The sequence below is a fragment of the Acinetobacter sp. ANC 4173 genome, assembly GCF_004331255.1.
In the GTDB taxonomy this organism is placed as follows: Bacteria; Pseudomonadota; Gammaproteobacteria; order Pseudomonadales; family Moraxellaceae; genus Acinetobacter.
Map to the genome: position 1 here is coordinate 26,837 of NZ_SJOF01000019.1, position 22,481 is coordinate 49,317.

Here is a 22,481-nt window from a genome sequence, read left to right on the forward strand (position 1 = left end):
CAACTTTTTGGCTCGTTAAACGAACTATCGACATATTAGATGAACGAATTAAAGATTCGGAACTTTAATCACATCACCAATTTTTAACTGTGCTGATGGCTTCAAATCATTCATTTCAGCCAAAGCACTCGCCTCAACACCATAACGTGCAGCCAAGCGAATCAGATTATCACCTGATTTCACCTTATATTCTTTCACCGTTTTCGGAATCAGAATGGTTTGACCAACCTGTAAGCCAGTACGCGAACTTATGTCATTTAAACTTGCCAATTCAGCAACTGAAATACCCGTACGACTCGCAATTGCATTCAACGACTCACCCGATTTTACTGTATATTTTTCAGCATCTTTACTGCTTGCACTGCTCTTTTTCACAGTTGCATCAGCTTTGGTCGTGGTCTTGCTCGGCAAATCACCTTCAACTTTTAAACGCTGCCCAATACGAACCGAAGCGTTAGTTGATAGGTCATTTAATGCTGCCAAATAACTCAACTGTAAGTGATATTTTTTGGCAATACTGCTTAAGGTCTCACCTGATTTCACTACATGCGTGTCTTTTGTAGCTATTGTACTTTCAACTTGCTGTTCAATCTCAGGAACTTCACCTGTGAGTTTTAATCGCTGCCCAACACGAACATTGGCATGACGACTCATGCCATTTAAGGTCGCTAAATTGGCTTGGTTTAAATTGTATTTACTGGCAATAGCGGACAAACTATCTCCTGACTGCACCACATAATTTTCTGGCACAGTAGAACCTGCTGGCACTTTAATGGTTTGCCCAACATAAACACCACTGTTGGTTGAAATCTTATTCAGTTCCGCCAAATCACTGAGCGACATTTTCGACTGTGACGCAATGCTATATAGCGTATCGCCACGCTGAACTTTATAGGTTTCAGTTTTAATGTTGGTCTCAACATTTGGACTGTCTACTTTTACCGTGATATTTTTTTCCGAGGTCGATGCATCCTGATTTACGGTATTGATCGGAACATTGATTTTTTGCCCAAGCATTAAATTGCTACCTGCATTTAAGCCAGGGGTCAGTTCTGCCAACTCTTGATTAGACAAAGCATAACGCTCAGCAATCAATTTTAAATACTCACCGCGTTTCACCACGTAAGATTTAGTTTTAATACTGCTCTTTGCCGTGGTTTTTTCAGTCAACTTCTTCACTGTGGTTAAACCACTGTCTTTTAAGGACAATTTCTGACCCACAAACAGACCACTGGTCACGGTCAAATCATTATAGTCCGCCAACTGCTTCACTGATAAACCAAATTGATTCGCCACACCGGTCAAATTGTCATTGGCTTGCACCACATAACTGTCGGGTTTGCTATTGGCACTATTAGAAGGGCGATCTTGCGCAACGGGTTTAGCATCATATAAATAAATACTGGTGCCCACAAATAACATTGCATTCGGATCAATCTGATTCCATTTGGCAATATCGCGCCAGTTCACGCCATTTTTCATTGCGATCGTTGCCAAGGTATCACCTGGCAGAACCGTATAAGTGGTACGTTTACCTTTAGGCGGCACCACCACCACTTCAGATGCGGTTTTCACATAGTTCTTATCTTTATTCAGTTGGGCTTCTTCTGAGTCCAACTTGGTATTGTCGGTTACCGATTTTGGATAAGCAAAACCTTTGGTTAACTCTTTACCTTGTTGCTCTGCGACAGATTGACTGGTCTGAATTGCGGTCAGTTTAATCTTACCATCATAAGGATCAACAATTTCTGTGCCTTGCGGTGCAATCTGTTTGATCTCTGCAACCACTTGTTCTTGTTCAGCCTTAGTTGCCACAGGTTGTAAGACCTGATCGACAGTTTTGCGGGCATCCTCAGCTTGAACCGCTGCCATAATCTGCTCACGTTCCACCGCAGAAATTGGTGGTTCCACACTTACAGGCTTCACATCTTTAGCAGGTATGACGGCAACAGGAATACGTGGCGCGCTCGGTACAATTGTACTCGAAGCAAAAGCAGCCAATGCATCTGCACCACGTGGTGTCGTGGATAAAGGACGCCCTGTGTTCGTTGTCACTGAAGTGGTGGTCTTAGTGTCTGTGGTTTTAAGGTTATTACTTGCAACCAAAGCAGGTGGAGTCGCTTTACTTGGTGTGATCACCGTTGCAGTCGAACTATTATTCGTAATAGGTGCAGTACTTGCCCATAAACCGCCTGAGTTCGATTGTAATTTAGATAACTTGGCATCAATCGATGGACTAATATCCGCAGGGATCAAAATACGCATTGGGCTGCTACTATCAATCTGATCACCACGATGACCCGGATTGAGTGCATACAATTCAGCACGACTTAAACCTGTAACCGCAGCAATATCATTTAAGTTCGCAGGCCCCACACTAATTTCTCTAAAGTGCGGTCGGTTGGCAATCGGGGGTAATGTCACCCCATAAGCATTCGGATTCTTAATAATCTGTGCCACTGCCAAGAAACGTGGCACATAGTTCATAGTTTCTTGTGGTAAACGTAAAGACCAGTAATCGGTTGGCAATCCAGCCTCACGGTTACGGTTAATCGCCTGTTGAATTCGACCCGGACCTGCGTTATACGCTGCCAAAGCCAACTCCCAAGAACCAAACTGGTTATACAGACTCCCTAAGAATTCATAAGCTGCACGGGTAGATTCGACCACATCGCGACGACCATCATACATACCCGACTGTTTTAATCCATAAATACGACCGGTACTTGGAATAAACTGCCAAAGTCCTGCCGCCGCCGCACTACTGGTTGCTGCTGGGTCATAAGAACTTTCAATAATTGGTAATAGCGCAAGTTCAGTCGGCAAACCACGACGCTCGGCTTCTTTTACTGTGTGATAAAGATAACGTGATGCACGCGCACTTAAACGCTCAATATAGGGTTGTCGAGAGACGAACCAACTGCGCTGTGCTTCAATACGCGAATCCCAGTGATTGAGATCCATTTTAAAACCGACGGTCATGCGCTTCCAAACATCACCATGTTTTAAAATAAGCAGACGATCGCCTTCTACAGCACGCATATCGGTGGCAGATAAAAGATCTTCCAAAGAATCTAAACTATTTGCATCTAAATAATTCGAGCCAACCTGTTTTGATGCAGCAGCCTTGGTTGCACTCTGGCTCGATGCACAACCTGTGGTTAATCCTAATGCTGCAAGTGCAGAGCCCAATACAGTAATCTTAAATAATGTCGGAACCGAGGGCTGCCACAAGAACGTGGTTGGTTTATACATAAAAAAATCCAAACAACTCGTATAAAATTTATTTTTAGCACTGCCATTGTAGTGAAGCACGGCAGAGACTCAAGGCAATAATTTAGCGCGATTCCATGATAAATGTTACAAGAAATTAAAATTTAACCATGTAATACACTCCCAAAGCACAAATGCGTTATACAATATAAGATTGGATTCGCTTCTGTTAACTTTCTTTGCTGGCTGGATGACCCTTTATGTCTGAAACAATTACGCTCTATGTCGATGGCGCTTGTCGTGGAAATGGTAAGGATGGCGCACTCGGAGGTTGGGGAGCTTATATCGTTACAGCAACCGAAGAACGCAAAGTTTTTGGTGGAGAAACACATACCACCAACAACCGCATGGAATTGACCGCGGCAATTGAAGGCGTGCTCGCTTGTCCAAAATCAGCCAAGTTAATTATCTGGACTGACTCCAACTATGTCAAACAAGGCATAACTGAATGGATTCATGGCTGGAAAAAGAAAAACTGGAAAGATGTCAAAAATCCAGATTTATGGCAAAAACTCGATAGCGTTTGCCAAGGTCGAGACATCGAATGGAACTGGATTAAAGGTCATGCAGGTCACCCAGGTAATGAAATGGCAGATCAACTGGCGAATTTAGGCGCTGATCAAACCACAAAAAATTTAACAGCAGCAATAGAAAACAACACTGAAGATAAAAAAAAAGCTGAATCCGACTGGCTTTTTGACGACCCTTTCGGACTAGATTTTGCTGGAGAAGAAGCTGAACCTGTAGAACCTGAATATATTGAAGACGAAGTTGCTGAATCCAACATTCCTGTAGAAACGCTTCAAGATTCACAAAAACAAACTACAAAGACACATCCACATATTGTGATTACTCCTGCAACCGTTGAGGCCATTGGTCCTCGTCAGTTAATTCTGGATACCGAAACCACAGGTTTCTATTTTCAGGACAGTGATCGCATTATTGAAGTCGGCGCGATTGAAATGATCAATCGCAAACTCACAGGCAGCTCCATCCATATTTATATCAATCCTGAAAAAGAAGTCGGTGACTCGGTCAATGTCCACGGCATTACCGATGAGTTTTTAACAGATAAACCAAAATATGCAGAAATTGCAGATGTCTTATTTGACTACTTAAAAGGCGCCGAGATTATTGCGCATAACGCGACCTTCGATATGAACTTCTTAAATATGGAGTTTAAACGTACAGGTCATGGTGCACTCTCTGATGTCTGCGAAGTCACAGATACTTTAGCGATGGCAAAAAGCAAACATCCTGGACAGAAGAACTCCTTGGATGCTTTGGTACGACGCTATGAAATCGCGCAACGCGATCGTACTTTCCATGGTGCATTGCTCGATGCTGAAATTTTAGCAGACGTCTATTTGGCGATGACGGGCGGACAAGTGTCATTTGATATCGATGCGCTATCACAAAGTGAACAGCAACAAGGCGCAAGTGGACGACGCCAAGTTGATGAAACAGGCTTAGCCGTCATTTTACCTTCCGAAGCAGAATTGGCCGCACATGAGACTTGGGTCAAACAAATTGAGGAAAAACAGGGCAAATCTTGCTTTTTTTCAAAATAATTTCTACAGATTCTGTTATTTTTTGTATTTAAACTTTGGGGACATCAGTTATAGTTAAATACAAGAAATAACGCTCTAACTCAACCAAACATAAACAGATAATACATTAGGAAAGGTGCAGATAAATGTCTTACCAAACCTCTATTCATTTTGATCCTACGGCCTTACTGATAATAAAAAATGAGGTTGATAACTCGATCAAGTTAGTTGAGTCTGCCGTCAGTACCTTAGCAGAGGATCATACGCTACCATTTGGTATTGATGATGCGCTGAATCAATTTGAACAATGTGCTCAAGTTCTAGTCTTAATTGATATGCCAAACTTAGGACAAATTGCTCAATACGCTGCGGAACTCATGCGTAAAATCATGGCAAATCCTGAAAATATCAACACACAGGACGTGGTCGCGCTCAGTGAAGGCACGACCATGCTAAAACGCTATATTGAGTTTATCTGCCTGCGTGAAGTCAATATTCCTCAATTCCTACTCGATACTTTAAATCGCTTAGAACTGGCTTTGGGCAAACCGCTGACGCATGAAGGTCAACATCTTGAATCACTGCTGAACTGTATAGAGCCTAACTTCCAGTTACCTCATATTCCAACCCTAGAAAAGTCAGAATATGTACACCGCTTATATAAACTCGCCTTGAACAAATTGCTCCAGCAACAAAAAACCGAACTTGATTTACAAGCAATTCGCATTGTGGGCACTTATTTAGCGGGTTTAGCCAACCAATTACCAAGTCAACAATACTGGGGACTGGTTCATGTAGCATTTAATCAAATTGACAATCTGCTATTCACAGATGCACGTTTACGTAGTCTGATTGAGATTGAACGCAATATGGCAGCTTTTTTCAAAGCACCAGAAAATTTCAATGCGAGTCTGAAAGATTTATCGAATATTCTCAGTTTATGTATTAGCCAAGAAGATGACTCGACTCAAAGCATCCGTGAGCAACTAAATATTGGTGAAGATGCCTTAACAGACACGCAACTCCAAGTGTTTAGCCGTCATCTTTATGGTCCAGATTTCAATACCATGCACACCATTAGCGAACTTGTGACCAATGAAATGGCACAGATCCGCAATGAAATTGAATATAACTACCAAACCATGTCGCCTGAAAAAACGCAAGAATTACAGGCAAAAATTAAGGAATTGGCCAATATATTCAAAGTCTTAAATTTGAATGAAGCATATCAAGACTTATCACGTCAGTTTGAAGTACTGAATCAAAGTGATGTATTAAAAGACGAAAACTTTGCTCAACAATTAATGAAAAGCATTATATCTGCCATAAATTCAATTGGGGTATTAGAGCGTCACCATACTTCCAATCGCTTACAACATCGCGTAAATAACTTGAATGTTTCTCTAGATCGTCTAGATGAAGCCCATGATGCGTTACTGAATGAAACCAAAACATTGGTTGATCACGCTGCTGCTGCGTTAATTCAATATCGTCAAAATCAATTCTTGGGTGCGTTAGGCAATCTATCTACACAACTCAGTGAAATCAGCGGTGCTTTACTCTTCCTGAATACCAATGAAGGTCAGCAAGCATTAAAAAATGCTGCGCAATTTGTGCAACAAAAAATTGAAGCTTCAAGCAGTATTTCTGAACAAGAAATCAACTACATTTTAGATACTCTAGCGAGTGCCGAAATGATGATTGATAATTTGAAGAACAAACAGCCTGTATTACATTCGATGTTTGATGTAGCATTGAGCAGCAGCCAAAAACTTAATGCCGAAGTAGTCGCCTAATGTCAGAATTATCACTTGCCTATATTTTTCATCAACAACAACTACTAGTTGATGAACATCTGCAACTGCCTAAAGTTGAGCATTTGGCAAGTGATCTGCACTTACACACGGGCAATACCGTCATTGCCCGTGATCTACAAGCCCATGAAAGCATTCCGCGTGGACTACAATTGGTGCCTATTCGTCAACTGTTGACTCAATGGACCACCAAGCAGTTTGAACAGGCCAGTCGTGCCATGCAGCTCTTAGAATGGCGTCGCAACCATAAGTTCTGTAGTCATTGCGGACATGAAACACAGGTTCATGCAACTGAATATGCCATGATCTGCCCTGATTGCCATTATCATCAATATCCACGGGTACAACCTTGTGTTATTACGGTAATTACACGCGGGGAAGATGAAATTCTTTTAGCAAAAAATGCCCAAAATACCAACAATATGTATGGTCTGATTGCAGGTTTTGTTGAAGTTGGTGAAACCCTAGAAGATGCAGTACGTCGTGAAACTGAAGAAGAAGTCGGCTTAAAACTCAAAAATATTCAATATTTAGCGAGCCAGCCATGGCCCTTCCCAAGTAATTTAATGATTGCCTTCCGTGCTGAATATGCAGCAGGCGCTATTCAATTACAAGAAGAAGAAATCAGTGACGCGCAATTTTTCAAATTTGACCAACTCCCTCAAATTCCCTTCAAAGGAAGTATTGCGCATGCCATGATTATGCATGTGACGCAAGGACACCCAGTTGCCGATGACACCCATCTATGGCTTTAAGGCTTCCTCAAGGGAAATCAAAATCTGTTCTTTGGTTTCAAAATAACGGTTGAATAAACTGGATACTGATCCCATCACAGTAATGTGACCTGTGCGTGGAATCACTATCATTTTGCTGTGATTGCCTTTTTCTTTTAGTACTCGGTCAAAATCTTCAGTATTGTTGTGTCCCACAATCTGGTCATTTTCTGCCATCAGCAAATAATGCTTAATGCTATTCGATGCCACAAAGTAATACGGCATGACTTGCTGAAAAGGAACACTTTGATCAAATGCTTCGGCACACAGCGGATCACCCTTATAATCAAAATGATACGGACCTGCTACCCCGATAATGGCACGGATTTGCGCACGACATTGCAATTCATACTGCTGCGGATGATACACCGCCGACATGACATTAAATGCCCCTGCCGAATGTCCCATAAGCACTACATTGTCGGTACGAATAGCCAACTTTTGCTGATGCAAACTCAAAAAGTTGAGTGCAAGGGTTAAATCGTCTACATAGCTCGGGAAAATGTATTGTGGCGCAAGATGATAGTTAATGACTGCCACATCATAACCTTCACGGGCAAAAGCTTCCCCCACAAACCGATATGAACTTTTATCGCCATGTGTCCAAGCACCACCATGCACAAAGATAATTAAAGGTTGATTCAACTGTGCTTTATGCGTTTTGAATAAATCGAGACGATGACGTGCCTTTAAACCATACGCAATATTTTCATGCAGTGTATATCCCTCACGCGGTGTGAGTTGATTTAATGCATAACTGCCAACATCGTAGATGCGAAAGTCTCGAACAAAGTCTTTCGCATTACCTACGGTGTCATTTAACTGTTTAATCCAATATTCGGATTTATTGAACATTCGTCGGTTCTACCTGATCTGGGTCAATAGCTACAGGCGTTTGAACTTCAGGCTGCGCATTGCTTGCGACTGGGCTTACAAAACTAGAATTTATCGACTTCTGTCCTTGATCGACATTATCAACCAATGTCACGATTTTAGTTACATTACCCACTTGCTGTAACACGTTGTTTAAATCATTGATTTCAGCATTATTCAAACGCCCCATCACGTACAACACACCATCCTCTGTATGTACACGGACTTTACTGTCAGAAACTACGGTTGCTTTCATAATCAAGCCACGAGTATTTGCTGTTGCAGAAGCATCCTGCATGATGGTGTTATATCCAATTTTATCACCCAAGGTAATAAAATTATGCACATTTTTTACGTCACTCATCGCACGGACATTGTCTTCAGCCAGTTGTTTTAAATGCTGATCTGGGACTTGCCCTGTCAATAAAACATTACCATAAAAACTTTCGATATTGACGCGCGATTGTTTAAAACGAGAATCTAATTTATATAAATTAATGTTCGCTGTACGTTCAATTGAGGAATCAATAAATACCTGACCCAATGAGCGTACCCCACTTTCAGTTCCAACGGGTGCAGTCCCTGTACCACCCGAAATAAAACTCGCACAGCCTGATAAACTTAGACCTGCGACACAAAGCACTGTCATTGCAATACGATTCAACACTCAGCAAGACTCCTCACTTATTTCATTCATTTTCTATAGCATTTATGCTTCCTGTTCCTTCAGAGATTAATGAACTCTGAATCAAAAGTAAAAGCATTTTCTATCCATTGCAGATCATAAGTGAAACTTGAAAAGTCATACTGTACTGTTTTTGCAAATTGTTGATAGAAATCAAAACAAATTACATCAAATCGACAATAGAACTGCTGATATTCGGGATATTGGTTAAGAAAGCACAACGCTGTTTTGATAAGTTTACGCTGTTTCGAAAGTGACACCACTTCATTGGCATGGGCATAACGGGTCAAAGCGCGTGCCTTCACTTCAACCAAAAGCAATTCTTCGCCTTGTTGCACCACCAAATCTAGCTCACCATATCGGCTATGATAATTTCTTTGCACAAGCTGAAAACCCTGCTGTTGCAAAAGGGTTAAAGCTTGTTGTTCTGCCCAATCTCCCAAAGCTTGCGATGTTGTTTTAAGATTCAATTTTTCTTCCATTCAATAAAACCTACTCATTTCTTGTTGTAATGCAATGAATACCTAGCTTTTTTATATATGTTTATTCTAGTGCAAGCATAGATCTAATCTCAAATGTATATCATCAATTCAAGCAATTAGAACATTACGATCTGCCTTTTCTAAAATATGCCAAGTTTCAAATACTATTCGTTTACATAACAGCATTGAATATAAGATCTTCACAGAATCTAATTCGCGTCTGAGCAATGGATTCAGGTAGAATGCATGTATTCTCACGCGTCCTGGGATCCTAACTCCCTACCACTTACATCGCGTCATTCTTTTCTTAATTCTATTTTTGGCATGGAGACTTCACATGAGTGCTCAGTTATTTGTTATAGCAACCCCTATTGGGCACTTAGATGACATGACGTTTCGTGCTATTGAAACCCTAAAATCAGTGAGTATTATTGCAGCCGAAGACACCCGTACCTCTGCACAATTGCTCAAGCATTTTAATATCTCTACCCCCCTTACCGCATGTCATGATCACAATGAAAGCAATAAAATTGATATGTTAGTGCAACGTCTGTTAAAAGGCGAAAATATGGCATTGATTAGTGATGCAGGTACACCTTTAATTAGTGATCCTGGGTTCAAACTGGTCCGTGCAGCCCAAGAACATGGCATTCGTGTGATTCCAGTTCCGGGTGCATGTGCTGCAATTGCGGCCTTAAGTAGCGTGGGTTTGCCAAGTGATCGTTTTAGTTTCGAGGGTTTTTTATCCTCTAAAGCTTCACAACGTTTATTGCAACTTGAAAAGTTGAAAGATGAGACTCAAACCCTAATTTTTTACGAAGCACCTCATCGAATTTTAGAATCTGTAAAAAACATGGCTGAAGTATTTGGTGCAGACCGCCCAGTGGGTTTTGCTCGAGAAATTACCAAAACCTTTGAAACCATTCGCAAAATGACTTTGGGTGAATTGGTTCAATTTATTGAGTCTGATCATAATCAACAAAAAGGTGAAATCGTGTTGGTGGTGGGTGGTGCAACCCAGGAAAAAGACATGGAACAAGAGAAATTAGACCAACTGCTCACACGTCTTTTACAGGATTTATCAGTCAAAGCAGCATCACAACTGGCTGCGGACTTAACTGGGATTAAGAAAAAAGTGGCTTATCAACGTGCCTTAGAGTTGACTGCACAGTAAAACTGAAGCTTGAATGCTGAACAAATAAAAAACCACTCTCATGAGTGGTTTTTTATACTGCCAAGTTAGTCGTGTGCAGACTCATCTGGCGGAACTTCAGTAATACGTCCACCACGCGCCAAGAATGCAGCCACTTCATCTTCTAAAGCTTCACGTTGCTTCTTCTTTGCAGTCACGGTTAATGTTTCTGCCTCAGCAACATCACCATCAGAAGCACCTTCTACTTCATCTGATGCACCTTTTTCGGCAGCCTTTGCCTCATCCTCATCTACAGCAGAGTCTTCTGCATCATCATAATCATTCATATCCGTCATCTTAATCTCCCCGCAATGACTTCCAAATACTTCGTTTCGAATCAATTTCGAATTACGATGAAATTTATCAATCTAAATCGCTTTCGCATAGTACTTAATACAAAAAAATCGTATCTTTTTTAATCAAATTCGTAATCAGATTTAACTAAATGCCTAAAAATTATCTATTTAAACCTAATTTGCATAACGGGTATTTTTTAATGTCTGCAAACCGTTAGCCTGCATCATAAAAGCATCTTTCAATACGGGCTGTTGTTCAACTTGTTTTAAGCCAAAATTACGCGCCCAAATAATGGGGAAAAAATCTGTAGTTTCTAACCAGCCAATTGCAGACATGCTATGCATCATGGCGTCATTTTGACCTTTACGACAATGTTCATAACGCTGCAATGTTTGTTCATGTGCCCACACCCCACGCGAAAAATCATGCAATAAGGCATCACACAGTACCGCAGCATCTAAACAACCAATATTCACCCCTTGCCCTGCCAATGGATGAATCACATGTGCCGCATCTCCAATCAAAGCCAATCCTGAAGTCACATACTGCTGCGCAGCTCGTGCTTTCAACGGAAACATCGCCCGTGGGGTCGCTTCTAACACCTCACCCAACATATGCTGACTTTCACGTGTCAGCAGTTGTAAAAAGGCAGAGTCATCCAGTGCAGTATATTCCTCGGCATAATCATCGGGCAAAGTCCAAACAATGGACTGCCAATGACCATCTTGCTCGGGTTTTAAGCTTGCCATCGGTAAAAATGCCAAAGGACCCGTTTCCAAGAAAATTTGACGTGCAACATGCTGATGCGGCTGTGCAGTACGAATAGCACAAGTCACGCCGGCCTGACGATAATCCAATACATCCAGATCAATAAATGCCTGTTCGCGCACAAAAGAGTTGGCACCATCGGCACCGATCACCAATTTAGTTGTTAATTGCATGCCATCCGCTAGATGAATATGCCAAACACCAACGCCACGTTCTACACGCGTGACTTTGACTTGTGTTCGATAGTCGTTAACTTCACTCAACATGCGTTTTTGAATGGCTAAATTCAAAATACTTGGCTCGACCATTGAACCTAAGGCTTGCTCGGCAGCTGGAGCTTTCTGGCTAGCGTGTCCAAAGTTAATTTCACCATAGCCATTTTTATTCCAGACCTGCATACCACTATAGGGCATTTGACGCGCCAATAACTCCCAAACTTTTACCGTCTTGAGCAAATGAATGGTCGCTTGGCTCAGTGCCAATACACGTGGATTAGCAACCGCTAAAACCTTACTCTCATCCAAAATAGGTGCAGCATCTAGAACCGTGGCTTGTACCCCACCTTGAGCCAGTAACAAGGCAGTCAATCCACCGACTAAACCACCACCGACAATGACAACATCTAAAACTTGGCTCATGCTTTTAGTCCCATTGCGTAAGTGGCCACCAATGGTTTAATACCTGGGATTAAATCAAATGCGATGAGTCCTGTATTGCGTAATAACTTCAACATTGGATTTTGATTGCTAAAACCTCGCACCACACTGTCACAGAACTTAATTACACGTTGCTGGTCTTTTAAGCGGGCTTGTTCATATTCAAGTAAAATACTTGGCTCACCGAGGTCAGCACCTGCACTCTGTTGTGCTTCTAAATAACGCAGCAATACATAGGCATCACGCATACACAGGTTAAAACCTTGTCCTGCAACGGGATGAATGGTATGTGCAGCATTTCCCATCAGCACCACACGACCCACTGCCTGCTTTTCGGCTAACACTTGTGACAACGGATAACTAAAACGCTTGCCGGTTTTTTGGAATTTACCTGCACGGTCACCATAGGTTTGCTGCAAGGCATCTAAGAAATGTTGATCATTTTCTTCACCCAACCATTCTTGCTCGGTGCCCTTTTTCACTGGCCAAACCACTGAACGGCGATATTCACCCGGTAAAGGTAGCAAAGCCAATGGACCAAGTGGACTAAAACGCTCAAAGCCAATATGTTGATGCGGTTTCGAGGTTTGTACAGTGGTGACAATCGCCACTTGATCATAATCGTGCTCAGATACACCTATGCCCAAGGCTTGACGACAGAACGAATCTCGACCATCGGCTGCAATCACTAACTTGGCTTGTAGTTGTAACTGTTCTTCACCACGTCGTGCTTCAATATAAGCATGCTCTGCATCTTGGGTAAGTGACATGACCTGTACACCATCAATCAACTCAATCAATGACTGTTGGCGAACTTGAGTCAGTAACACACGCCCTAACCACGCATTTTCAATGACTTGCCCAAAGCTTTCGACTTTTTCTTGCTCTGCAAGTAGACGAGCCTTACCAAAGCTGCCCTGTTCGGTAATATGCACTTGTAAAATTGGTGTTGCATGTTGTTGTAGGTCTTGCCATAAACCCAGTTCTTGATAGATTTGCACGCTACGGCGCGACAAAGCGCTGTTTCGTGCATCGAAACTGGAGTGATACGGTGCAAGATTGATGTCATCATAATTGGGGTATTTGATGGCTTCGAGCAGTTTGACTGCAATATTCGCTTTCGCCAACATGAGTGCCAGACTCAGTCCGACCATTCCACCACCGACAATGACGACTTCTTGCTGCATGCTTGTATCCTTTTTATGGCGTATTCGAAGGAAGAAACCTCAAAATACCTATAAGTTTTAATGGATTTTATATTACATCAAAGTGTTTTATTTTTATAATGAAATGGATGCTTTTACGTACTATCAAGGCAAAGGGTCCTGCCATAATTTTGAGAATGAGCTTTGTGTCTATTCTGTAAAAATTTATTTAAAAAACTGTTTAGATCAACTTATCAAATTTATGCAACTTTGACCGAGTTGCAATCGTGGAACGTGAATAATCATGAAAAAGCCCAATCAGTGAGAATTGGGTCTGCAAGCTAAAGTATAAGATATTGAATTATAAAAGCTAATTATAAGAATTTCGTATGAGGTGTATTATGTTAATTTTAAAAATCATACTCACGACGTAGATAGATCCATCCCCAATTTCCACACTTATCTAAAATAGCTTCAGATGATGGTGTTATTTCTAAAGTAAGTAAAAAATCTGTTATTTCATTATGAATATCTGCCAAAACTTCTGTATTAGCTATCTCCATTTCTTCTTCTTCTGATAATGTACTGTCGAAGAATATTATTGTCTCAATAATTTTACCTTTATGATCATAATTAAATGTTATGCCACGCATTTTTTTGCTAGCTCTACCAAGTAAACTATAAAAAGTTGAAGCTCCTACTCGTTGAAATAGCGGAAGATTTTTTTGTCTGTTAATTTGAATTTCATTTATTAACATTTATTAATTTCCTTAAAAATATAGCTATTATTTAACATAATGATTACCATCCGAAAATACAAATTTCAACTAAATATCAATTATTTAAAAATTTAAACACCACTAAAAATTCACAAAATTCCGACTTTGAAACAAGTCGATAGTTTATTCCTAATTTTTATTTTTTTTCGCAAAGCCAATACGAAAACACACCTATTTTAATGTGGCTTAAACTTCAAACATGAATTTTACTCACTTTAGGTTGAGACTAAATCATTTTTATTCATGTTGAGATTGCGGTATAAATTACACCATTCAAGCAATTTAGATTTAATCTCAAAAATTAGGATGACAATCACCATGAGTAAAGAGTTTGCATGTTCAATCAAACGCATTCGTTTTGATGAAAACTATCAACCAGCAGATAGCACACGCCTAACGACTAACTTTGCTAACTTAGCACGTGGTGAAAGCCGTGAGCAGAATCTACGTAATACGCTTCGAATGATTAACAATCGTTTTAATGCTTTAGCACAAACAGATAACCCGAATGGTGATCGTTATTCCCTTGAAATTGACATTATTTCTGCGGATTTAGATATTGAAGGCAATGGTCAAACTTTCCCCATTATTGAAATGCTGAAAAGCACCATTACCGATCATCATACCCAGCAGCGTATTGAAGGCATGATTGGCAATAGCTTCTCATCTTATGTACGTGACTACGATTTTAGTGTGGTGCTGAAAGAACACAATAAAGAGAACTCGACGTCATACGCACCAGAAGGTTTTGGTGATTTACATGGCAAGCTTTATCAATACCTCGTCAACTCAGAGACTTTTAAAGCAGAATTTAATCAACAGCCTGTGATTTGCTTGAGTGTTTCAACAGCGAAGACCTATCACCGCACGACCAATGAGCATCCGATTTTAGGGGTTGAGTATAAACAAGATGCATACTCACGTACTGATGAGTATTTCCATAAAATGGGCTTACAAGTTCGCTTCTTTATGCCAAAAGGTAGTGCTGCACCTTTAGCATTCTATTTTGCAGGTGATTTACTGCGTGATTACACCGATTTTGAATTGATGAGTGCGATTAGCACCATGGAAACGTTCCAAAAAATTTATCGCCCTGAAATTTACAATGCAAATTCATCGGCGGCACAAGTTTATCAAGCAAGTCTAGAGTACCCAGATTACTCATTAACACGAATCGTCTATGACCGTGTTGAACGTGGTCAGCTCGCAGTCAAGCAAGGCAAATGGACGGAAGAGAACTTTATCAAGCCTTATCAAAACATCCTTGAGCAATGGGCGGCCAATTACAACGCAGACCGTAACGCTGCTTAATTTAACTGAAATAGAATATTGAAATAGAGATTTAAAATGGCAATTTTATTACCCACATCAACAGCTGGCAGCTTACCTAAGCCTTCTTGGCTTGCTGAGCCTGAGAAACTGTGGTCCGCATGGAAACTTGAAGGTGAAGAACTGCTTCAAGCCAAGCGCGATGCTTTAAGCTTATCTTTACATGAACAGTTGCAAGCAGGTATTGATATTGTTTCTGATGGTGAGCAAACGCGTCAGCACTTTGTGACCACTTTTATTGAACATCTTGAAGGTGTCGATTTCGAAAAACGTGAAACAATGCGAATTCGTAATCGTTACGATGCCAGTGTGCCATCTGTTGTGGGTGAAGTATCTCGTAAGCAACCTGTATTTGTTAATGATGCCAAGTTTTTACGTAGCCAGACCACACAGCCAATTAAATGGGCACTACCTGGTCCAATGACCATGATTGATACATTATTTGATGGCCATTATAAGAGCCGTGAAAAATTGGCTTGGGAATTTGCCAAAATCCTCAACCAAGAAGCTTTAGAGTTAGAAGCAGCAGGCGTTGACATTATCCAGTTTGATGAACCCGCATTTAATGTATTCTTTGATGAAGTGAATGACTGGGGTATTGCAACTTTAGAACGCGCGCTTGAAGGTTTGAAATGTGAAACTGCGGTACACATTTGCTATGGTTACGGTATTAAAGCCAATACTGATTGGAAACAAACTTTAGGCAATGAATGGCGTCAATACGAAGAATCATTCCCTAAACTGCAAAAATCTAAGCTTGATATTATTTCACTCGAATGTCAAAACTCGCGTGTGCCGATGGATTTGATTGAACTAATTCGTGGTAAAAAAGTCATGGTTGGTGCGATTGATGTGGCAACTAACACGGTTGAAACGGCAGAAGAAGTGGCCAATACACTGCGTAAAGCATTGCAATTTGTCGATGCAGATAAACTCTATCCTTCAACCAACTGCGGTATGGCGCCTTTGGCACGTGAAGTGGCACGCGGTAAACTCAATGCGTTAAGCGCAGGTGCTGAAATCATTCGTAAAGAACTTTCGGCTTCATACGCAGTAAGCGCGTGATGTGAAAGGGCTATCCATTTGATAGAATGGGTAGCCCGCATTCCAGTTAAAAGCATGCGTCGGTTCTACTCGGGACTCGTTCAGATCATCTACCGATGCAACCAAATCGCGTGATATAGCCAAATCTAAACAAAATGTACGGCTCAATTTAGGAATAGTGTGATGATTGAAGCAACAGACTTTAGAAATGCAATGTCTTTGTTAACCAGTGCAGTCAGTGTAGTAACCACGGCTGGCATGTCTGATCGTCATGGATTCACTGCATCAGCCGTGTGTAGTGTGACGGACACCCCACCGACATTATTGGTCTGTATGAATAAAGCGTCTCGGTCACATGCACATTTTGTCGACAATAAAATTCTCACCGTGAATGTTTTAGGTGCACAGCATCAGCATATTTCGAATGTCTTTGCATCTAAAATGACGTCTGAAGAGCGTTTTAAACACGGCGTTTGGACAGAACTAGAAACCGGTGCACCCGTTTTAAAGGATGCTTTGGTCAATTTTGATTGTGAGATTGATGACATTCAAGAAGTTGGAACACATACAGTTTTTATGTGTCGTATTGTCGCGATTCAACAAAGCCAACATGAGCAAAGTTTGGTGTATTTTAATCGGGCTTATCATCAGGTGGGGCAAACGGAAAACGCTTAAATAACAGTTTTTCGATAGAATATATCTCGAAGAAAACCACTGCAAAAAATAAAAAAAGCCAATCATAAGATTGGCTTTCATATTATTGATGCTTAAGCCATCAAAGCTTCAATCTCTGCAATCGATTTTACAACGCCTTTGGTTAAAACCAGTGGCCCATTGGCAGTTGCAACGACATCATCTTCAATACGAATACCAATCCCACGCCATTTTGCATCCACTGTTTCATCATCTGGTGCAATATAAAGACCCGGTTCAATCGTTACAACCATCCCTTCTTCATAGGCACGCCATTCCCCTGCTTGTTTGTATGCACCAACGTCATGCACATCCATACCTAACCAGTGTCCCGTACCATGCATATAAAACTGATGGTAAGCTTCGGTTTCAATAATCTGTTCAATATCACCCTGCATCAGACCGAGTGCTAACAAACCCTCAACCAAAATACGCACTGCAACGTTATGTGGTTCTTTATAGGAGTTGCCAATTTTGACCGCGTCAATTGCTGCAAGCTGCGCGTTTAATACAATTTCATATAATGCTTTTTGTTCAGGACTAAACTTACCATTGACTGGAAAAGTACGAGTAATATCTGATGCATATAACTCATATTCACACGCTGCATCAATCAGAACTAAATCACCATCTTTCAATTCTTGGTTATTTTCAACATAGTGCAAAATACAGGCATTGGCACCCCCACCCACAATACTGTTATATGCAGGAACACAACCCTGTTGACCAAACACATAATTTAGTTCGGCTTCCAAAGCATATTCCATCATACCGGCACGCACAGTTTGCATGGCACGGGTATGTGCTTGTGCACTAATATTCGATGCAATTTGCATCAATTCAATCTCTTGTGGTGTTTTAAATAGACGAATTTCATCTAAGATGCGATCCAGTTGTATCACTTGCGCTGGCGATTCATTGCCACGGCGTTGCTGTGCATCTGCCTGTTGAATCCATTTACTCACACGGACATCAAACTCAGAACTGTGTCCAATGCGATAGAATAATTTCTGTTTATTCAGTAATTTCTCAATGATTTCTTCGTCAAGTAAATCAATGGCATAAGCTTCATCAGCTTCATAATCATCAATGGCACCATCAATTCCTGCACGGTAACCATTCCAGATTTCCATCTCACGATTACGTTCACGACAGAACAAGCTATAGGTATAGCCTTCATCTAAAGATTCATACGTTTCAATCACAGCAACCGCTTCTGGTTCTGCAAAACCCGTCAAATAGAAAAAACTACTGTCCGCTCGAAATTTATAGTCTGCATCTCGATTACGAATGGCCACTGGGCTAGTGGCAATAATCGCGATACTGTGTGGTCCCATTTCCTCTGCGAGGCGGTCACGACGTTCCTTAAAATCTACTTGAGTCAGTTTTTTCATTAAATGTTCTTCGGTCTTGTTGAATAAAGAATAGGGTTGCTGTGTTTACGATCTTAAAGCAAAAAAACGACCAAAATTAACTTGGTCGATGTGGTGTAAACATTTCTACAACACTGTTGTCAGTGCTCGTTTTATTGTGCTGCATTTTGGCATGAAAGTTTTGCAACAATGAACTTTCATCTACCGCGACTTTCGTGCGACCTAAAGCCAAGCTCACAGGAATCAAGCGTACAAACTCATACAGTTCTTGATAACTGTCCTCACCTTCTTCGTCATTGTCAGATTCTTCAAATTCAACTGCAGCCACATCTTGTAAATGCTCAATCAATTCCATTTCATCGGCACGAATATGACCTGAGGCTAAACCAAAGCCCAATACTACACCTGCGCACCAGTCTGCCAGTGCTTGCACGCGATCTGCTAACACATGTTCATCATCTGGTAACAAAGGCAAGTAGTCTAATTCATCTTCCGAGAGTGCATGCGATACATCTTCAGCTTCATCAGTAAGCACTGTTAAAGCCATATCGCTTAATTCTGGAACATTAAGGGTCGCTAAAATTTGTTGCCACTCTTCACGCGTCGGTGATTCAGTCACACAAACTATACCTGTGAGTAACCCATGTAACTCACTTGGGCTTGAAATCTCTTCAATTTGTGAAAAATGTTGGTTCCATTCCGACCAACCTGAAATATCGTCTTGCATTCGTTTATCCAATCTCTATACTTCTTATATATTACCTTTGTTTGCAACACTGTGCGACTACGTTATGTTAGAAGAATTACAGCGTCTACAGGCGCATATTGGCGTTTTAAAATCTCGACTCACGCATTATGAAACTGAAAATAATGCATTAACTGAAGCCAGCGCAACAGCCGCTGAACAGCATCACGCCCAAGTTGTGCATAAAAACGGGATTATTACCAAAAAACAAGAAGAAATTGAGAACCTTACAGAGCAATTGACTGAGGTACAGTCCCAATTTAAGCAACTCAATACCGATGCAACTGCTTTAGCAGACCGCTATAGCCGTTTGGAAAAAAGCTGTACCGATTTAAAAAATCGCTTTCAGGATATTTTAAGTGAACGTAATGAATTACGTGTCATTAAAGAAAAAATGCAGAATGAACAACGTCATACGCAGCAGGAAATTCAAAGTTTGCAGCAGGAACGTGATAGATTGTTACAAAAAAATGAGTTGGCACGTACCAAAGTGGAAACGATTATTCAGCGCCTATCTATTTTAGGCACTGAACAAGACCAGCACGCACAAGAAATTCAACAATTGGCTCATCCCACCGAAGTAAATGAGGAAATGCAATCATGAGTGAACAAATTCCTGTTGAACTGCGTGTATTGGGACATAGCTTTCGTTTAGCCACCACAGAAGATAAAAAGCCTGAGTTGGAACGTGCTGCACAATTGCTGAATGACAAATATGATGAATTTCGACGTCAAGCACCGCGCGTTGAACCCAGTAAACTGATTATCATGGTGGCACTTGAGCTTATGCAAGAAGTGCTCGCAATGAATAAATCCTTACAGGAATATGCACATTGTGAACGTTTACTCAGCACCATTCTTGAAGATGTCAAAACCCTTACTTAGTTTCACGTTTATTTGCATAATCTCTCGACAAACAGCACTTAATTTTACAGTTCTTTGCCTACGATGATTTGCCAGTATGGGTTTATCCGTTATACTAGGCTTAACTCTGAGATGTTCGCCAGCGGGTCTATTCCCCTGCCGATACTTAAACTTATGGATTGCGTTCTGTATATTTAGAGTGTATGCCCACCTTCGAGTGGGAAACCCAGCAAGTATACGTCGCGTCCACCTTGAACTCATCGGGTTCAGGGTAACGACACATGCAGCGGCATCATCGGAGTGCTTTAAGTTATTGATTTAAAATAACTGCAAATAAAATTTCTAAAATTACCACCATTCTATTTTTCATTTTCTAAGCCTTTGTATACGCCATGTATACCGAAAAACTCAGCGCTTATGCAGCATTGCTGTGAGGAAATGAAAAATGTCTGACAAAAAGCAATAATCGCCCTTTCGTTCATAAAAACTTAATTAAAGAACTCTCCGATGCCAGTGATGTACTTAATGCATCGAAAAAGTATTGCTTTTCAATTACTAAAGAAAAACAAATCTTCTATCGAGCTCTAAAATTGACAGAATTTGCTATCAAAGTCACAACGCATTCATTGGTCTATATAAAAAACATACCCGTTTCAGGCGAGCTGGCATTTGCCATACGCTTACGTGGCATACGTCCTGCAAGAAATGCTTCACGTCCTGCTTCAACCGCCTTTTTCATGGCCGATGCCATTAAAATTGGATTTTGAGCAGCAGCAATCGCGGTATTCATTAGTACGCCGTCGCAACCTAATTCCATCGCAATTGCAGCATCGCTTGCTGTACCAACACCTGCATCAACCAGAACTGGAACTTTGGCATTTTCYTTAATGATTGAAATGGTGTGCGGGTTTAAAATACCTAAACCAGAACCAATTAAACTGCCTAAAGGCATAATCGCAACGCAACCCATGCTTTCTAATTCTTGCGCGACAATTGGGTCATCCGAGGTGTAGACCATAATCTCGAAACCATCATCAATCAGTGTGCGTGCTGCTTTTAAGGTTTCAGTGATGTTAGGATACAGGGTCTTTTCATCGCCTAACACTTCCAGTTTTACCAGATTGTGACCGTCTAATAGTTCACGTGCCAACATGCAGGTACGGATTGCGCTGTTTGCATCAAAGCAACCTGCTGTGTTCGGTAAAATGGTGTATTTTTCAGGCGGGATTACAGAAAGTAAATTGGGTTGATCAGGGTGTTGCCCAATGTTCACACGACGAATGGCGACTGTGACAATTTCAGCACCACTGGCTTGAATGGCTAAATCAGTTTCATTCAAATCTTTATATTTACCAGTACCCACTAACAAACGTGAGTGAAAGGTTCTTGAACCAACAATAAGAGGGGTGTCTTCCATGGGAGCTCCGAATTAGCCGCCACCAACGGCCTGAATAATTTCAATGCGATCTTGATCACAAATTGGGGTTTGTTCGAGTTTAGACTTAGAAATAATCATTTCATTTTGTTCTACCGCAAAGCGTTTACCTTCTAGTTCTAACTCTTGAACCAGTTGTAAAAGATTGCGACAAGTGGTGTCTTTTGCTTCACCATTCAAAAAAATTTGCATGTTTCATTCCCGAAAATCTGCGACTTTATTTGGCATATTTGTAAGCATTCCAAGCCAGAACCAGCCATCCAGCAATCATGAGGGCACCGCCAATTGGTGTAATTATATTTAGTCATCTTAATATACAGTTGTACGAGGTAAGTACGCTCCCTCATACAACTGTATATGATTTACATGTTCGGATATGAGACACGGTTAGCAAAGCAACACTTTGCCGTGTCGCAAGGAATTACATATTAGGGTAATTCGGACCACCGCCACCTTCTGGCGTTACCCATGTAATGTTCTGTGATGGATCTTTAATGTCACAAGTCTTACAGTGAACACAGTTCGCTGCATTAATCTGGAAACGCTTCGAACCATCATCATTTTCCATAATCTCGTAAACACCAGCTGGGCAGTAGCGCTGTGCAGGCTCGTCCCATTTTGGTAAGTTCACGTTCACTGGAATTGATGCATCAGTCAGTTTCAAATGTGCAGGTTGGTTTTCTTCATGCACGGTGTTCGAAACAAAAACTG

General features: G+C 41.0%; 22 protein-coding genes, 1 other RNA gene and 1 pseudogene. 10 read left to right on the forward strand and 14 right to left on the reverse strand.

Going from position 1 to position 22,481, the window contains the following annotated elements; genetic code table 11:
- Positions 1-48: 48 nt before the first annotated feature.
- Positions 49-3,255 (reverse strand): LysM peptidoglycan-binding domain-containing protein, encoded by a 3,207-nt coding sequence (locus tag E0H94_RS16905; protein ID WP_131327560.1) that lies wholly within the window; start codon positions 3,253-3,255, stop codon positions 49-51.
- A gap of 218 nt (positions 3,256-3,473) precedes the next feature.
- Between E0H94_RS16905 and dnaQ the strand changes: the two genes are divergently transcribed.
- From dnaQ to nudC, 3 genes are all read left to right on the forward strand, one after another.
- Positions 3,474-4,844 carry a DNA polymerase III subunit epsilon gene (dnaQ, locus tag E0H94_RS16910; protein WP_131327561.1) on the forward strand — a complete coding sequence of 457 codons (1,371 nt, stop codon included), beginning with the start codon at positions 3,474-3,476 and terminating at the stop codon, positions 4,842-4,844.
- A gap of 125 nt (positions 4,845-4,969) precedes the next feature.
- Positions 4,970-6,619 (forward strand): chemotaxis protein, encoded by a 1,650-nt coding sequence (locus tag E0H94_RS16915; protein ID WP_131327562.1) that lies wholly within the window; start codon positions 4,970-4,972, stop codon positions 6,617-6,619.
- Positions 6,619-7,392 (forward strand): NAD(+) diphosphatase, encoded by a 774-nt coding sequence (nudC, locus tag E0H94_RS16920; RefSeq protein WP_131327563.1) that lies wholly within the window; start codon positions 6,619-6,621, stop codon positions 7,390-7,392. Before E0H94_RS16915 ends, nudC begins: the two co-directional genes overlap by 1 nt.
- Here nudC and E0H94_RS16925 read toward each other — a convergent pair.
- Genes E0H94_RS16925 through E0H94_RS16935 form a run of 3 tightly spaced genes read right to left on the reverse strand, consistent with a single transcriptional unit; the run spans position 7,381 to position 9,450 of the window.
- The gene (locus E0H94_RS16925; protein WP_131327564.1) at positions 7,381-8,265 is read right to left on the reverse strand and encodes an alpha/beta hydrolase; all 885 of its coding nucleotides are present in this window, start codon (positions 8,263-8,265) and stop codon (positions 7,381-7,383) included. The two genes, nudC and E0H94_RS16925, sit on opposite strands and share 12 nt — an antisense overlap.
- Positions 8,255-8,950 carry a BON domain-containing protein gene (locus E0H94_RS16930; RefSeq protein ID WP_131327565.1) on the reverse strand — a complete coding sequence of 232 codons (696 nt, stop codon included), beginning with the start codon at positions 8,948-8,950 and terminating at the stop codon, positions 8,255-8,257. The genes E0H94_RS16925 and E0H94_RS16930 overlap by 11 nt, the downstream gene beginning before the upstream one ends.
- A gap of 59 nt (positions 8,951-9,009) precedes the next feature.
- Positions 9,010-9,450, reverse strand: a complete 441-nt coding sequence (locus E0H94_RS16935; RefSeq protein ID WP_131327566.1) for a YraN family protein — start codon at positions 9,448-9,450, stop codon at positions 9,010-9,012.
- Positions 9,451-9,787: 337 nt separating this feature from the next.
- Between E0H94_RS16935 and rsmI the strand changes: the two genes are divergently transcribed.
- Positions 9,788-10,624 (forward strand): 16S rRNA (cytidine(1402)-2'-O)-methyltransferase, encoded by an 837-nt coding sequence (gene rsmI / locus E0H94_RS16940; RefSeq protein WP_131327567.1) that lies wholly within the window; start codon positions 9,788-9,790, stop codon positions 10,622-10,624.
- Between the two features lie 65 nt (positions 10,625-10,689).
- Here rsmI and E0H94_RS16945 read toward each other — a convergent pair whose 3' ends face one another.
- The 4 genes from E0H94_RS16945 to E0H94_RS16960 all read right to left on the reverse strand — a co-directional run bounded on the left by E0H94_RS16945 (position 10,690) and on the right by E0H94_RS16960 (position 14,266).
- Positions 10,690-10,938, reverse strand: a complete 249-nt coding sequence (locus tag E0H94_RS16945; RefSeq protein WP_131265755.1) for a hypothetical protein — start codon at positions 10,936-10,938, stop codon at positions 10,690-10,692.
- Positions 10,939-11,112: 174 nt separating this feature from the next.
- Positions 11,113-12,345 (reverse strand): FAD-dependent monooxygenase, encoded by a 1,233-nt coding sequence (locus tag E0H94_RS16950; protein WP_131327568.1) that lies wholly within the window; start codon positions 12,343-12,345, stop codon positions 11,113-11,115.
- Positions 12,342-13,550, reverse strand: coding sequence for a 2-octaprenyl-6-methoxyphenyl hydroxylase (gene ubiH, locus E0H94_RS16955; RefSeq protein ID WP_131327569.1), 1,209 nt, complete (start codon positions 13,548-13,550; stop codon positions 12,342-12,344). The genes E0H94_RS16950 and ubiH overlap by 4 nt, the downstream gene beginning before the upstream one ends.
- A gap of 368 nt (positions 13,551-13,918) precedes the next feature.
- A complete protein-coding gene (locus E0H94_RS16960; protein ID WP_131327570.1) occupies positions 13,919-14,266 on the reverse strand; it encodes a hypothetical protein in 348 nt (115 codons plus the stop codon).
- Positions 14,267-14,605: 339 nt separating this feature from the next.
- Between E0H94_RS16960 and E0H94_RS16965 the strand changes: the two genes are divergently transcribed.
- The 3 genes from E0H94_RS16965 (at position 14,606) to E0H94_RS16975 (ending at position 17,335) form a co-directional block, all read left to right on the forward strand.
- Positions 14,606-15,598 (forward strand): DUF1852 domain-containing protein, encoded by a 993-nt coding sequence (locus E0H94_RS16965; RefSeq protein ID WP_131327571.1) that lies wholly within the window; start codon positions 14,606-14,608, stop codon positions 15,596-15,598.
- A 36-nt stretch (positions 15,599-15,634) separates the two neighbouring features.
- The gene (locus E0H94_RS16970; protein WP_131327572.1) at positions 15,635-16,681 is read left to right on the forward strand and encodes a methionine synthase; all 1,047 of its coding nucleotides are present in this window, start codon (positions 15,635-15,637) and stop codon (positions 16,679-16,681) included.
- Positions 16,682-16,843: 162 nt separating this feature from the next.
- Positions 16,844-17,335, forward strand: a complete 492-nt coding sequence (locus E0H94_RS16975) for a flavin reductase (protein ID WP_131327573.1) — start codon at positions 16,844-16,846, stop codon at positions 17,333-17,335.
- Between the two features lie 92 nt (positions 17,336-17,427).
- Here E0H94_RS16975 and pepP read toward each other — a convergent pair whose 3' ends face one another.
- Positions 17,428-18,747, reverse strand: coding sequence for a Xaa-Pro aminopeptidase (pepP, locus tag E0H94_RS16980; RefSeq protein WP_131327574.1), 1,320 nt, complete (start codon positions 18,745-18,747; stop codon positions 17,428-17,430).
- 76 nt (positions 18,748-18,823) lie between these two features.
- Positions 18,824-19,453: a UPF0149 family protein gene (locus E0H94_RS16985; RefSeq protein ID WP_131327575.1), complete on the reverse strand. Its 630-nt coding sequence runs from the start codon at positions 19,451-19,453 to the stop codon at positions 18,824-18,826.
- Between the two features lie 64 nt (positions 19,454-19,517).
- On the opposite strand from E0H94_RS16985, the gene E0H94_RS16990 reads away from it, so the two are divergent.
- The 3 genes from E0H94_RS16990 to ssrS all read left to right on the forward strand — a co-directional run bounded on the left by E0H94_RS16990 (position 19,518) and on the right by ssrS (position 20,641).
- The gene (locus tag E0H94_RS16990) at positions 19,518-20,075 is read left to right on the forward strand and encodes a hypothetical protein (RefSeq protein WP_131327576.1); all 558 of its coding nucleotides are present in this window, start codon (positions 19,518-19,520) and stop codon (positions 20,073-20,075) included.
- Positions 20,072-20,356, forward strand: coding sequence for a cell division protein ZapA (locus E0H94_RS16995; RefSeq protein WP_044738413.1), 285 nt, complete (start codon positions 20,072-20,074; stop codon positions 20,354-20,356). Before E0H94_RS16990 ends, E0H94_RS16995 begins: the two co-directional genes overlap by 4 nt.
- Positions 20,357-20,456: 100 nt before the next feature.
- Positions 20,457-20,641, forward strand: a non-coding RNA gene (gene ssrS / locus E0H94_RS17000) — 6S RNA.
- Positions 20,642-20,966: 325 nt separating this feature from the next.
- Here the strand turns inward: ssrS and E0H94_RS17005 are convergent.
- The 4 genes and pseudogenes from E0H94_RS17005 to E0H94_RS17020 all read right to left on the reverse strand — a co-directional run.
- Positions 20,967-21,752, reverse strand: coding sequence for a thiazole synthase (locus tag E0H94_RS17005; RefSeq protein ID WP_131327577.1), 786 nt, complete (start codon positions 21,750-21,752; stop codon positions 20,967-20,969).
- A 12-nt stretch (positions 21,753-21,764) separates the two neighbouring features.
- Complete coding sequence (thiS, locus tag E0H94_RS17010) at positions 21,765-21,962, reverse strand: sulfur carrier protein ThiS (protein WP_116758899.1); 198 nt, start codon at positions 21,960-21,962, stop codon at positions 21,765-21,767.
- 25 nt (positions 21,963-21,987) lie between these two features.
- Positions 21,988-22,074, reverse strand: a pseudogene (locus E0H94_RS17015) (DUF423 domain-containing protein); the annotation flags it as partial.
- A gap of 117 nt (positions 22,075-22,191) precedes the next feature.
- A partial coding sequence (locus E0H94_RS17020; protein WP_171462090.1) for a 4Fe-4S dicluster domain-containing protein occupies positions 22,192-22,481 on the reverse strand: 290 nt, incomplete at its 5' end.